This window comes from Dactylosporangium aurantiacum, from assembly GCF_000716715.1.
In the GTDB taxonomy this organism is placed as follows: Bacteria; Actinomycetota; Actinomycetes; order Mycobacteriales; family Micromonosporaceae; genus Dactylosporangium; species Dactylosporangium aurantiacum.
Window position 1 is genome coordinate 177,720 of the sequence record NZ_JNYJ01000013.1, and the last position, 13,214, is coordinate 190,933.

Below are 13,214 nucleotides of genomic sequence, written 5' to 3' on the forward strand. Positions count from 1 at the left end.
GTGGGGACTACTGGACTCGAACGGTTATCTCCGCGATGGAAACCCGGTATCGGCCGCTGCTGCTTTCCTTCGGCAGCTTGGTGATCCAGACGAGCAGGTAGCGGGTCGGTTCCTGGGGCCCCGGGTACAGGTTGGTCGGGCCCATCTCGTCCTTGGCCGTGCCCTCGATCAGCTTGTACTGATCGACCGTCTGCTGGTCCTGCGCCTGGCCGCTGCCGAGATCGACGGTGCCGGAGCGCAGCTCACCGCTGGCGCCGGGAGTGGCCAGGTCGACCTGCACGGAGACGATCTGCTTCGCCTCGCCGAGGTCGATCCAGACGCCCATGCCGTCCTTGAGACCGCCGAAGTTGGCCTTGTTGTTGTATCGATCGGTGTTCCAGGCGGTCGCCTGGTTGCCGTCGACCATCTTCTCGGCGTCCTTGGCGTTGTCCTTGCTGCCCTTCGGGCTGACGATCCGGACCTTGGAACCGTCGAGCTTCAGCACCGTCGGCTGGTTGGCCGGCTTCGCCTGCTGCGGCGCGCCGCTGGACGTCACCGACGGCGGGGTCTCGCCCGGCACGGCCGGGTCGCCGAGCACCTTCGCGGCGGCGAGGGTGCCGGCCAGGGCCAGCACCAGCAGGCCGACGACGCCCACGGCCAGCTTCCGCCCGGCGGGCTTCGGCGGCACGGTGGACTGCGACGCGGCGTCGAACGCCTCGAAGTCGAGCGCGTTGTTGCCGTTCTCGGCGAGGTCGCTCTCCTCGAACTGCCCGAACGACGCCAGCTCGCCGGCGAGCGACTCCGCCGACGGCAGCGGCAGGTCGGGGTTGAGCAGGTCGGTCACGAGCGAGTCCAGCGGCGTCGGCACGCCGGCGCGCACCTGGCGCGGTGCGGCGAGCGCGCCGTTGTTGTCACGCACGCCGTCCGGCACCGAGTAGGTGCCGGCCTCGCGGTGCGGCCAGTAGCCCGTCAGCGCGCAATACAGCACGGCGCCGATGGCACGGATGTCGGTCTCCGGCGTCGCCAGGTCGTCGGCACGGGCGTCGGTCAGCACGACCCGCCCGTCGTGCGCGACGAGCACGGTGCCCGGGTGCACGTTGCCGTGCGCCATCCCCGTGCCGTGCAGCGACGCCACGGCGTCCGTGACGGCCCAGGCGATCGCCACCGACCGTGCCGGGTCCAGCGGACCCGACGCCACGATGTCGCGCAGCGCGATCCCGTCGACCCACTCCCGGACCACGTAGGCCCGGTCGCCCTCGTCGATCGCGTCGTAGACGCCGACCAGGTGAGGGTGCACGATCCGGCTGGCGGCCACGGCCGCGCCGAGCATCTCCTTGGCGCTCTCCCCACCGGGGTAGCGCAGGACGACCGCCACCGGCCGCCGCAGGATCACGTCGATCCCGCGATACAGCTGGCGACCCAACGAGTCGTTGCCGATGTGCTCTTCGAGCTGGTATCGCTCGGCAAGGATTTCACCGACGGATGGGGTGCCGAAGGTCAGGACCTGCGGAATGCCTCCGGAGGTCTCCAGCCCTTCGTCGAGCTCAGCCACCCGTCCTCCCTTCCGATCCGTGTGCTCACCTGGGGTGTGCGTCGTAACGCGAGTCGCAGTCACTAAGCCTAAGCGCTCCGGCGGGGCGTCGAGGTTGACCTTACCGGTCAGCTCTCCGGGTTCCGACACGTCATCTTCTCCGGACCACCCGGGGCGATGCCAATTGATCACCCATGCCAGGACATAGCGGTCATATACCTTTCACCCATATTTCATCGGATTGACCAGTCTCGGACGGGCCGTCCGTCGGGGTGAACGTGACCGCTTCGGTGCCACCCTCGACCGTCCCGACGGCGACCGGGAAGCCTTCGATACGCCTTGGCCGGACGCTCGCGCCGCGGCCGGTGGACCGGTGTGCCGCCGCACGTCGCGTGTGCCGCTCCGCCGCGCGGGTCATCGACCGAGCTTGCCCTTGATCAGGCCGGCGAACTGCCGGACCTCCGGCACCCGCAGCGCCATCGCCACGACCGCGTAGGTCACCAACAGGGCCGTGCCGCCTGTGACGAGTTGCACCACGCCCAGGATCTTGCCGGGGTCGAGCACCTTCCCGACCAACCAGGACACGGCGAACGCCACGATCCCGCCGGCCACCGCCGCCCCCGCCAGCCGCGTCAGGGTGTCGGCGACCTTGGCCATGCCCAGCCGGCCCAGGCGCGCCCGCAGCAGCCAGTAGCCCATCAGCAGCGCCGCCACGAACGACAGCGCGGTGCCGACCATCAGCGACGCCGTGACGGCCGCGATCGGCAGGATGAAGTAGAAGGCCACGTCCAGCGCCAGCCGGACCGCGACGCCGCCGATGTTGACCAGTGCGGGCGTGCGGGTGTCGCGCAGCGCGTAGAACACGCTGGTCTGCATCTGGCTCAGCGCGAAGGGCAGCAGGCCCAGCCCCGCGGCGCTGACCACCCAGCCGGTCGCCAGGGCCGTGTCGTAGTCATACTGCCCCCAGTCGAACAGCGTGACCGCGAGCGGCTGGCCCAGCACCACATAGACCGCGGCGGCCGGGATCAGGATCACCGAGGCGAGCCGGGTGCCCTGCGACAGCTGGTCGGTCACGTCGCCGAAGCGGCCGTCCGCGGCCGCGGAGGAGATCCGCGGCATCAGGGCGGTGATCACGGAGACGGCCACGATGCCGTGGGCCATCATGAAGATCAGGAAGGCGTTGTTGAAGACGGCCGGGCCGTCGCCGCCGCGCAGCGCGTTGTTCTTCGCCAGCACCATCACGACCGTGATGCCGATCTGGTTGACCGCGACGTACAGCAGCATCCAGGAGCCGAGCTTGCCCAGCTCGCGCAGGTTGAGCTTGCGGAAGTCGAAGCGCCACTTCCAGCGGAACCCGGACTTGCGCAGCGCCGGCCACAGCCCCAGGGACTGCACGACGATGCCGAGCGTGGTGCCGATGCCCAGCACGAGGACCTGCGCCAGCGTGATCGTGTCGGGCTTCGGCAGGGCGGGCCCCGGCACCAGGACGAAGACGCCGGCCGTGGCGATGATCACGACATTGTTGAGGATCGGTGTCCACATCGGCGCGGCGAAGTGGCCCCGAACGTTGAGGATCGCGGCGAAGATGCCGGCCAGCCCGTAGAAGAAGATCTCCGGCAGCAGCAGGTACGCCAGCAGCGTGATCAGGTCGCGGTCGGTCTCGGTGACCCGGTCGTTGCCGAGCGTGTAGACCGCCGTGAGCAGCGGAGCGGCGAGGACCACCACCAGCGTGGCCGCGCCGATCGCGACCACCGCCAGGGTCAGCAGGCGCTGCGCATAGGCCTCGCCACGGTCGGGCTCCTCCTTGCGGGCCCGCACCAGCGTCGGGATCAGCACGCTGGCGAGCACGCCGCCGAGCAGCAGCTCATAGATCTGGTTGGGCAGGTTGTTGGCGAGCGTGTAGTCGTCGCCGACGGCGAACCCGCCGATCGCGGCCGCGATCGCGGCCGCGCGCAGGAAGCCGGTCGCCCGGCTCACCAGGCTCAGGATCGCCATGGTGCTGCTGTTGCGCACGACTGTGCCGGTGCTCTCGTCGTCGCCCGGCCCGGGCGGCGGCGCGGTCTCCTCGACGACCGGTGCGTCGTTGACGACCTCGGGCCTGGCGGTCACGAACGGCAGGGGGACCGTCGGCGCGTTGGCGGGGTCGCCCAGGCGCGGGTCGAGCGGCTGGGTCGGCAGCTCACCGTGCGGATCCGGCGCCCTGTGCGCGCCCTCACCGACCGGACGCAGCACAGCCGTCGGCTCGTTGCTCCAGCGCCCGTCGTCTGCCGGGTCCATCCGCCACACCCCAACTCGGCCGTGCTTCCGCTCGCAGCACAGACCATAGTGGCACCCCCCGACATTTCCTTCGTCCCACCGTTGAGCCGACAAATCGCGCGACCTGGCACCGACACGACAACTACCCTCGGTGTCCGCTCCTTGCTCACCGCTCATGCCGTCGCGATAGGCTCACCGACCGATGTCCGAAACCACACGCGCCCTCACCGACGCCCAGCGCCGTGCCGTGCACGAGCTGATGCGCGTCTCTCCCGTCGCCGACGAGCTCGGCCGCCGGTTCGCAGCGGCCGGGCACGAGCTGCACCTCGTCGGCGGCTCGGTGCGCGACGCGCTGCTCGGGCGTCTCGGCGACGACCTGGACTTCACCACGGACGCGCGGCCGGAGCAGACGCTGCGCATCATCGACGGCTGGGCCGAGGCGGTGTGGACGACCGGCCAGGAGTTCGGCACGATCGGGCTCGCCCGCCGCGGGCTGCGCATCGAGGTCACCACGTTCCGCGCCGACGCGTACGACCGGGTGAGCCGTAACCCGATCGTGCAGTACGGCGACAGCCTGGTCGACGATCTGCGCCGGCGCGACTTCGCGGTCAACGCCATGGCGGTGTCGGTGCCCGGGCACGAGTTCACCGACCCGTACGGTGGCCTCACCGACCTCGCCGAGCGCGTCCTGCGCACGCCGGGCGCGCCCGAGGACTCCTTCGCCGACGATCCGCTGCGCATGCTGCGGGCCGCCCGGTTCGCCGCGCAGCTCCGGTTCAGTGTCGCGCCGGAGGTGCGGGCCGCGATGGTCGCCATGGCCGGTGACCTCTCCCGGATCACCGCCGAGCGGATCCGCGACGAGTTCGTCAAGCTCATGTGCGGCGCCGACCCGATCACGGGACTGCGGCTGCTGGTCGACACCGGGCTGGCGGAGACGTTCCTGCCCGAGCTGACCGGCCTCAAGCTGGAGATCGACGAGCACGCCCAGCACAAGGACGTCTACGAGCACACCCTGATCGTGGTCCGCAACGCGATGGGCCACGAGACCGACGGGCCGGACTTCACGCTGCGCATGGCCGCGCTGATGCACGACGTCGGCAAGCCGGCCACCAAGGCGGTCGGCCCCGACGGCGGGGTGAGCTTCCACCACCACGAGGTCGTCGGCGCCCGGCTGACCAAGCAGCGGATGAAGGCGCTCAAGTTCCCCAAGGACGTGATCTCCGACGTCTCCGAGCTGGTCATGCTGCACCTGCGCTTCTACGGGTACGGCCGGGGCGAGTGGACCGACTCGGCGGTGCGCCGGTACGTGACGGACGCCGGGCCGCTGCTGCCGCGCCTGCACAGCCTGACCCGCTCCGACGTGACGACCCGCAACCGGCGCAAGGCGGCGCAGCTCGCGGCCGACTACGACGCGCTGGAGGCCCGGATCGCGCGCATCGCCGCCGAGGAGGACCTGGCCCGCGTCCGGCCCGACCTCGACGGCAACGCGATCATGGAACTGCTCGGAGTGCCGCCCGGTCCGGTCGTGGGCCGGGCCTGGCGGCACCTCAAGGAGCTGCGGCTGGAGCGCGGCCCGCTCGACCGGGACGAGGCCGAGGCGGAGCTGCTGCGCTGGGCTGCCGCCGAGGGCCTCACGAAACCCTGATCTCCGTGATCTGCACGGCCAGCTTCGGCGGACCGTCGGCACCCCCCGTGGTGGTGCCGGCGGCGGCGATCCGGTCCAGCAGGTCCAGGCCGCTGGTCACCTGCCCGAAGACGGAGTAGTCCGGCGGGATGTCGCTGTCCTTGTAGACGATGAAGAACTGCGAGCCGTTGGTACCCGGGCCGGCGTTGGCCATGGCGAGCGTGCCCCGCGGGTACGGCGGCAGCGTCGTCGGCAGGTTCTCCTCGCCGAACTGGTAGCCGGGCGTCCCGGTCCCGGTGCCGCCCGGGTCGCCGCACTGCAGCACCCACAGGCCCTCGGTGGTGAGCCGGTGGCAGGGCGTGTCGCTGTAGAAGTCGTCCCGCGCCAGGTGCACGAACGAGTTGACCGTGCAGGGCGCGCGGTCCGCGTACAGCTGGACGCCGATCGCGCCGAGGTTCGTCTCCAGCGTGGCGGTGGGCTTGCCGGTCAGCGTCGAGCGGGGTGCGGGCGTCGCCACCAGACGGGTCTCGCCGCCGCCGCGGTCCGCCGGCGTGTACCTGCACGGCACGCCCGTCCCGGCCGGCGGCATCGCACCGGTCGGACCGGCCGCGGGGCCGCGACTGGTGCCGGCGCCGCCGCTCGGCGAGGCCTGCGACGTGGTCTCGGCGGTCGACGCCGCCACGGACACCACCGGCCCGGCGGCGGTGTCGACCGGGTCGTTGTCGGCCCGCAGGTAGAGCAGGACGGTGCCGGCGCCGCTGAGGATGAGCAGCGCGGCGATCCCGCCGGCGACGGGCAGCAGCCACCGCCGCCGGCGCTGGACCGGCACCGGGCCGGGCGGAGCGGCCGACCCTGGCGGACCGGCTGATCCGGGCGGAGCCGCCGGACCGGGCGGGACCGCGGGGCCGCCCGGGGCGGGGCCGTCGCCGATCGGTCCGGCCGCGGCCGGCTGCTCCCCCGGCGGATGGATGTCCGGCACGTCGGCCGCCGGCACGGCCGGCCGCAGCCAGGCGGGCAGGGTCGGGTCGGGCGCCGACGGCGGCAGCGGCTCCGCCAGCTCCGGCGGCTTCGGCGCACCGGGGCGCGGCGGCTCGTAGTCCGGCACGTCGCTGTAGGACGCCTGCGCCTCACCGTACGAGGGATGCGCCTCGCCGTAGCCGGCGAAACCTTCGTCGGAAGAGCCGGCGGAAGCGTCGCCGAAGGCGGACTGGTCAAAGGACCCGGGCTGGTCATAGCCGGGCGATGCCAGCCCGTAGCCGGCGTCGCGGTAGTCGTCATAGGCGTCCGGGTCCGAGGCGGGCGGCTCGTACGCCCGGGACGGCAGCGAAGGCCGCGCCGGCGGCCCCGATTCCAGCTCGAACCGGGCTCGGCCGCTGGAATCGGGCTCCGGGGACGAAGCAGGCAAAGGCGGTGGAGGAGATGACATTACGTGATCATACGATTACATTCAGCTCAAAGTGGTAGTGCTGCCGCCAATGCCTTCGCCCGTTCCGCCCACGAGTGCTGCTCCGCGAACGCCTGCCGGGCCGCCGTCAATGCCGGGTCGTGCGCCTCGGCGGCCGCCTCGCGGACCGCGGCCACCATCGCCTTCGGCGTGCCGGCGATCCGCACGAGCGGGGAGTCGAGCCAGTGCACCGCCGGCAGATCGGTGCTCACCGGCGGCTTGCCGGCGGCCAGGTACTCCAGCGTCTTGAGCGGGAACGACGCGCGGTTGAACGGCGTGTCGCGGTACGGCGTGACCCCCATGTCGATGTGCCGCAGGAACGTCGGCAGGGACTCGAACGGCTGGCGGCCGACCCACACCACGTTGGGCCGCTCGGTCAGCGCCGGGAACCGGACCGGCTCCCAGCGGGCGTCGTGCGGCCCGACCAGCAGCAGCGACACGCCGTCGTCGGCCAGTGCGGCGAGCAGCTCGAAGTCGGTGCGGTCGGAGAACTGGCCGATCACACCCGCCACCGGGCCGGCCAGCGGCTTGGGCAGCTCCGCCGGCTCGCCCGGGGTCCGGTACGCCGCCGTCTGCACCCCGTTGGGGATCAGCACGACCCGTTTGGCGCCGAGACCCGTCCAGCGCTCCGCCAGTACCGTCGAAACCGCCACCACCAGGTCGGCGTTGTCGAGCTGGCGGCGTTCGTCCTCGGCGACCCGCGCCGCGTCCTGCCCCATGAGTTCCGCGCCGGCGACATAGTCGTCGGTGCCGTAGAGCACCTTGGTCACTCCGGGTCCCCAGCTGCGCAGCACGTCGACGAGGTTGCAGGCCATCACGGCGACCGGCCGCCGGTCGAGCTTGCGCAGCGCCCAGCGGGACTGCGAGCGGATGAGCGCCGCGGTGCTGACCTTGATGTACGGGCGGGTGTGCAGCGGCAGCACGCGCGGCGTCAGCCGCGTCACACCGTCGGACACCTGACGGATCTGCGGGGCAACCCCCAGGCGGGAAGCGCCGTAGCGGTAGCGGTCCGGGGTTGCCGCGGAGATCGGCGGATCGACCCAGAGAATGTCAGCATGAGGGGTGAGTGCGGTGGCGAGCAGCCGGTCAGAGCCGGTCACCCCGTCCCACGACGTTCCAGCGAAGACGACAACCAGCGGCTGAGACACGGCCCACATTCTCCTGGAGGACGAGGAGCCGGTTCAACGCTGTCGGAACTCTGACCACCAACGCGTCGTGCATGTGGCGATTCGGTCGGTTCTGCACGTAGACGAGGTCAGCTACCGTCGCTACACGATCCCCCTTCGGCCGCATTGAGCATGTGGGCTGGCCACCCCTGAACCCTGGAGGCAGACATGCAGCCGTGTCCCAACTGCGGCGGCATGGGCATTGATACGAACGGCTACTGCACGCAGTGCCGCACCTATCGAGGCGTCCCGCAGGCGCCGCAACCGCCGGTGAGCGGGACGCCCTACAGCGGCGACCCGTACAGCGGCGCGCCCTATGCCGGCTACCAAAGCAGTGGACCCTCGTTCCCCGACCAGCAGGTGAGTGGCTCCGGCTACCCCGGCGGCGGCTACCCGGGTCAGGCCAGCGGTCCGGCCTACCCTGGCCAGGTCAGCGGCCCGCCGGCGTTCCCGCCGGCCACCTACGGCGGGCAGTACGGCTCGTCGCCGACGCCTCCGCGCCGCAACAAGTTCATGATGCCGCTGATCGCGCTGTCCGGCGTGGTCGTGGTGCTCGTGATCGCGATCGTCGCCGTGGTCGCCCTGCGCAAGGACGACGACCCGAAGAACGTCGCCGACCCGGGCAAGAGCGCCAACGCGACCGCCAGCGGCAGCGCCGCGGCCGATTCCAAGATCGACAAGTGCCTCGTCGGCACCTGGCAGACCACGACCTACACCCAGACCGCCGCGGTGGACGGTGTCGAGGGTGGCCTGTCGCTCAGCCTGACGAAGAACGGCTCGACGCTCAAGTTCACGTCGGACGGGAAGCTCACCGAGACGTTCGTGGACACGGTGTTCAACGCGAGCCCGATGATCGCGGGTCAGAAGGTGCCGCTCACGGTCACCGTCAACGCGACCATGAACGCGGACGTCCAGACCACCAGTGGCAGCATCATCTACTCCAACATCAAGACGAGCGGCAACATGGTGACGACCGTGCCGTCGCTGGGCAAGAGCGAGACCGACACCTACGACGCGGACGACAGCCCGGCCAAGTACACGTGCAGCGGTGACAACCTGAGCTTCAGCAACCCCCAGCTCCAGGCCACCGCGAAGCGCACGGCGTCCTAGCGGCTGACCAGCACCTCCGAGGTCCCGTCGGGTTGCGCGATGTCGTCGCCCACCCGGCGGGCCCACCGGCCGCCCAGCAGCCCGTAGGCGGCGGCGGCCAGCACGTAGCCCACCGCGACCAGGCTCAGCACGAGTGCCGAGCGGCCGTTGTACGGCAGGGTGAGCGCGCCGATGTACATGCCGGCGACCAGCATGATGTTGAACGCGGTGTCGTTGATGCTGAAGACCCGCCCCCGGAACTCGTCCGCGCACTCGTGCTGCAGTGACGTGTCCGCGACGATCTTGATCGCCTGAGCCGCCAGGCTGGTCACGAACACCGCCCCGAGCAGCAGCACCGGGTCGAAGGGCAGCCCGAAGCCGAGGATCGCCGCGCCCGTGGCCGCCAGCACCGCGGTCACCCAGCGCCAGCCGCCGATCCGGCGGGCCACCGGCGGCGTCACGAAGGACGCCAGCAGCATCCCGACGCCGCCGGCGACGAACGCCTTGGCGATGGTGCCGAAGGAGTCGCTGACCTCGTCACCGGTGTTGAACACGGTGCGGAACAGCAGCAGGCAGGCCAGCAGCACGACGCCGTAGAGCAGCCGGAACGCCGCCTGCACCAGGACCAGGTAGGCGGCGCCGCGCTTCGCCGCGAGGTGCCGGACCCCGGCGATCGTGCCGCGGTTGACGTCGCCGACCGCCTCCCGGATCGAGTGCTTGGCCTGCTGCGCGGCGTCCGGGCCGAGTTCGTCGGCGGTGAAGGAGGACCGGCCGATCAGGGCGGAGACCAGGTAGAAGCCGGCCGCCATGGCGGCGACCAGGGCATAGCCGTGGAACGAGGTCGCCAGCACCGTCTTGATCATCGCCGCGCCGGCGCCGATCCCGACGGAGAAGCTCAGTGAGCCGAGCGTCGCGGAGAACGAGTTGGCGGTCACCAGCATGTGGTCGTCGACCACGTGGGGGGTCGCGGCGGACAGCCCGGCCAGGAAGAACCGGTTCAACCCCGTCACCACGAGCGCCAGCAGGAACGGCACCGGCGACTCGTGGCCCTGCCAGATGTACAGGGCGATCGGCAGCACCAGGACCGTGCGCAGCAGGTTGGCCCGGGAGATGATCGTGCGCCGCCGCCACCGGTCCAGGAACACCCCGACATATGGCCCGATCAGCGAATACGGCAGCAGCAGCACGGCGAAGCCGGCCGCGATCGCCATTGCGCCGGCGCGCTGCTCCGGGTTGAACAGCACGGTGCCGGCCAGCGCGCCCTGGAAGAGGCCGTCGCCGATCTGCGCCACCATCCGGACGCCGAGCAGCCGCCGGAAGCCGCGTTGCCGCAGGACCGCCCGCACGAAATGGGACTGCGGATGGAGTGCTGCGGTGACGGAGGACACGGCAAAAGCCTACGGCCCGTTCAGGCGGACGCACCTGCCAAAGCTCGGTGAAGGCCGGTTCCCCGACCTCCACCGAGCGATGTGCCAGCTGTCAGGCCTTCGGCGGCTCGACCGCGATGCGGCCGTTGACCGGCTCCTCCACCGCGGCGCCGCTGAGCCTGCCGAGGAGTTTCGCCAGGTCGATGCCGGTCAGGTCGGTGCTGAGCTGCAGGCCCTGCGCCACGGTGCCGGCGACCGACCTGGTGAGCGACGACGCGCCGTCGGTGGAGATGACGGTCATCTTGTCGATGTTGCTCATCGGCTCGCTCGCGGCCTTGACCACGTCGGGCATCACCCGCACCAGCAGGTCCAGGATCGCCGCCTCCCCGTAGGTGGCGAACGCGTCGGCCTTGAGCTTCATCGCCTCGGCCTCCGCCTGGCCGCGGGCCAGGATCGCCGACGCCTCGGCGACACCCTCGCGCTCCAGGGCCTCCGCGATCGCCACCCGCCGCCGCTGCTCGGCCTCACCTTCCTTGGCGCCCTCGATCGCGTTGGCCTCCGCGAGCGCGGCCCGCCGGGACCGCTCGCCCTCACCGGTCAGGCGGGCCTGCTCGGCCGAGCCCTGTGCGGCGGCAATGACGGCCTGCCGCTGCGCCTCCGCCTTGAAGATCGCGGCGTTCTTCGCCGCCTCGGCCTCCTGCTCGACCCGGTAGCGCTCGGCGTCGGCCGGCTTGCGCACCTCGGTGTCCAGCTGGCGCTGCTTGAGCTCGGCGTTGCGCTCGGCCACCTTCTGCTGCTCGGCCAGGATGACCTGCTCCCGCTCGGCCTGCGCGAGGGGACCGGCCGCGGCGGAGCGGGCCTTCGCGGCGTCGATCTCGGCCTGGATGGCGGCCTGCTTGAGCGACAGGTTCCGGTTCGCCTCGGCGATCGCCTCCTCCGCCTTGAGCCGCTCGGACTCGGCGGCCTGGCGGGCGTGCGCCTCGGCGATCGCCGCGTCGCGCAGCACCCGGGCCGCCTCCGGACGGCCGAGGTCCTGCAGGTAGGAGCCTTCGGCGAAGATGTCCTGCAGCTGGAACGTGTCCAGGACCAGGCCCTGGTTGGTCAGCGAGTGCTCGGCCTCCTCGGCCACCGCGCTGGCGAACGCGGTCCGATCCCGGATGATCTCCTCGATGGTCAGCCGGCCGACGATCGAGCGCAGCGCACCGGCGAGGACCTCGCTGGTGAACAGGTCGATGCCCTGCTGCTGGTTGAGGAACCGCTGGGCGGCGGCCCGGATCGCGTCCTCGGTGCCGCCGACCTTCACGATCGCGACGCCCTGCAGGTTGGCCCGGATGCCCTGTTTGCTGACCGCGCCGGTGATCTCCACGTGGATGCGGCGGCTGGACAGGTCGAGGACCTGCAGCTTCTGCACGATCGGCACCACGAACACCGAGGCGCCCATGACGACCTTCTGGCCGGACAGGTCGGTCGAGCGGGACCCGTCCAGGGCCTGCACCGACTTGCCCTTGCGGCCGGTGATGATGAACGCCTCGTTGGAGCCGGCCACCTTGATCCGCGACACCACGAACAGCATCAGGAACAGGATCAGCAGGACCGCGCCGCCGATGGCGATGAGCAGGACCGTATTCATATGTCCATCCCTTCTAGAAAGGGGTTTCTTCGACGATCACGCTGGTGGAACTGGTCGCCTCCACCACGAGCACCCGGGTGCCGAGCGCGATCGGGTGGTCGGCCCGGGCGCTGACCTTCAGTGGCTGGCCGCCGAGGGAGATACGCACCTCGCCGAAGCCGTTCGTGGTGATCGGGGTGACGACCACCCCGGTGGTGCCGACCATGTCGCGTTGGGTGGGTGTGGCGTCCGTGCGCATGTTCATCGCCATCCGGGCGAGCCGGGTCGCCAGCCACGCGGTCGGCACGGCGGCGGCGAGACCGCCGAGCAGCGCGACGGCCGGCCCGCCGGGGAGGTGGAGGGCCGCCACGATCGCGCCGCCGAATCCGAACGCGCCGACGAAACCGGCGATCGCCGGCAGGGAGAACACGCCGCCGGCGTCGGGATGGTCCACGTCGAAATGCAGCAGGTCGCCGACCAGCAAGGACACGGCCAGCACGAGCACGCCCAGACCGCCGAGGATCAGAAATGCCACATCCATCGCCGGTCCCCCTCCCGCTAGACCTGGAGGGTAGCTATCGGACGCAAATCTGACACTCGCGTGTTCGGGCACAATTGGTCGCGTGCGTTGGGCGGAGATGCAGGCGCCGATCGATGCGGTCGGGATCGCGGTGGACGACACCGGCGTGTGCGCGGTCCGGTTCGGCGGCGCGGCCGGCCCGCTGACCGGTGGTGATCCGGTGCTCGACCAGGCGGTCAAGGAGCTGACCCGCTATTTCGCCGGCGAGTCCGCGCCGTTCACGGTCCCGCTGTCGGTGCGGGGTGGCTCGCAGTTCGAGCGGGCCGTCTGGCGGGCGTTGTGGGCCATCCCGTACGCGGAGATGCGCACCTACGGGCAGATCGCCGCCGCGGTCGGCGAGCCGGACGGCGCCAGGGCGGTCGGGGTCGCCTGCAACCGCAACCCGCTGCCGATCATCGTGCCCTGCCACCGGGTCGTGGGCGCCGACGGCAAGATGGTCGGCTTCGGCGGCGGCATCTGGCGCAAGAAGCTGCTGCTGGAGCTGGAGGCCAAGGTGCGCATCGAGCGCGAGTTCGGCCTGTTCTGACAAAGTTCAGGGCCCCTCCCGGAGGAAGGGGCCCTGAACGCCA

General features: G+C 71.2%; 10 protein-coding genes. 3 read left to right on the forward strand and 7 right to left on the reverse strand.

The window, feature by feature from the left end; translation table 11 throughout:
* Positions 1-7 precede the first annotated feature (7 nt).
* Together OP18_RS17325 and murJ are read right to left on the reverse strand one after the other, a co-directional pair.
* The gene (locus OP18_RS17325) at positions 8-1,531 is read right to left on the reverse strand and encodes a protein kinase family protein (protein ID WP_033359932.1); all 1,524 of its coding nucleotides are present in this window, start codon (positions 1,529-1,531) and stop codon (positions 8-10) included.
* 393 nt (positions 1,532-1,924) lie between these two features.
* Complete coding sequence (murJ, locus tag OP18_RS17330; protein WP_052386864.1) at positions 1,925-3,787, reverse strand: murein biosynthesis integral membrane protein MurJ; 1,863 nt, start codon at positions 3,785-3,787, stop codon at positions 1,925-1,927.
* Between the two features lie 181 nt (positions 3,788-3,968).
* Between murJ and OP18_RS17335 the strand changes: the two genes are divergently transcribed.
* Positions 3,969-5,411 carry a CCA tRNA nucleotidyltransferase gene (locus tag OP18_RS17335; RefSeq protein ID WP_033359933.1) on the forward strand — a complete coding sequence of 481 codons (1,443 nt, stop codon included), beginning with the start codon at positions 3,969-3,971 and terminating at the stop codon, positions 5,409-5,411.
* Here the strand turns inward: OP18_RS17335 and OP18_RS60590 are convergent.
* Both OP18_RS60590 and OP18_RS17345 read right to left on the reverse strand, forming a co-directional pair.
* On the reverse strand, positions 5,398-6,816 hold the full coding sequence (locus OP18_RS60590) for a peptidylprolyl isomerase (RefSeq protein ID WP_245635411.1): 1,419 nt from the start codon (positions 6,814-6,816) through the stop codon (positions 5,398-5,400). The genes OP18_RS17335 and OP18_RS60590 overlap by 14 nt on opposite strands.
* A 26-nt stretch (positions 6,817-6,842) precedes the next feature.
* Positions 6,843-7,778 (reverse strand): glycosyltransferase, encoded by a 936-nt coding sequence (locus OP18_RS17345; protein ID WP_033359934.1) that lies wholly within the window; start codon positions 7,776-7,778, stop codon positions 6,843-6,845.
* Between the two features lie 417 nt (positions 7,779-8,195).
* On the opposite strand from OP18_RS17345, the gene OP18_RS17350 reads away from it, so the two are divergent.
* Positions 8,196-9,110, forward strand: coding sequence for a hypothetical protein (locus OP18_RS17350; protein WP_156089577.1), 915 nt, complete (start codon positions 8,196-8,198; stop codon positions 9,108-9,110).
* Here the strand turns inward: OP18_RS17350 and OP18_RS17355 are convergent.
* The 3 genes from OP18_RS17355 to OP18_RS17365 form a co-directional block, all read right to left on the reverse strand.
* Positions 9,107-10,477, reverse strand: coding sequence for an MFS transporter (locus tag OP18_RS17355; protein WP_156089578.1), 1,371 nt, complete (start codon positions 10,475-10,477; stop codon positions 9,107-9,109). The genes OP18_RS17350 and OP18_RS17355 overlap by 4 nt on opposite strands.
* Positions 10,478-10,568: 91 nt before the next feature.
* Positions 10,569-12,086 (reverse strand): flotillin family protein, encoded by a 1,518-nt coding sequence (locus OP18_RS17360; RefSeq protein ID WP_033359936.1) that lies wholly within the window; start codon positions 12,084-12,086, stop codon positions 10,569-10,571.
* Between the two features lie 13 nt (positions 12,087-12,099).
* Positions 12,100-12,606: an NfeD family protein gene (locus OP18_RS17365; protein WP_033359937.1), complete on the reverse strand. Its 507-nt coding sequence runs from the start codon at positions 12,604-12,606 to the stop codon at positions 12,100-12,102.
* An 82-nt stretch (positions 12,607-12,688) separates the two neighbouring features.
* On the opposite strand from OP18_RS17365, the gene OP18_RS17370 reads away from it, so the two are divergent.
* Positions 12,689-13,171, forward strand: a complete 483-nt coding sequence (locus tag OP18_RS17370; RefSeq protein ID WP_245635412.1) for a methylated-DNA--[protein]-cysteine S-methyltransferase — start codon at positions 12,689-12,691, stop codon at positions 13,169-13,171.
* Positions 13,172-13,214: the final 43 nt, after the last annotated feature.

What these genes read in the sequence shown, in the direction of transcription:
- OP18_RS17360 (WP_033359936.1), bottom strand. Translation starts at nt 12,086, where the DNA reads ATGAATACGGTCCTGCTCATCGCCATCGGCGGCGCGGTCCTGCTGATC.
- OP18_RS17335 (WP_033359933.1), top strand. Translation starts at nt 3,969, where the DNA reads ATGTCCGAAACCACACGCGCCCTCACCGACGCCCAGCGCCGTGCCGTG.
- OP18_RS17365 (WP_033359937.1), bottom strand. Translation starts at nt 12,606, where the DNA reads ATGGATGTGGCATTTCTGATCCTCGGCGGTCTGGGCGTGCTCGTGCTG.
- murJ (WP_052386864.1), bottom strand. Translation starts at nt 3,787, where the DNA reads ATGGACCCGGCAGACGACGGGCGCTGGAGCAACGAGCCGACGGCTGTG.
- OP18_RS60590 (WP_245635411.1), bottom strand. Translation starts at nt 6,816, where the DNA reads ATGTCATCTCCTCCACCGCCTTTGCCTGCTTCGTCCCCGGAGCCCGAT.
- OP18_RS17350 (WP_156089577.1), top strand. Translation starts at nt 8,196, where the DNA reads ATGGGCATTGATACGAACGGCTACTGCACGCAGTGCCGCACCTATCGA.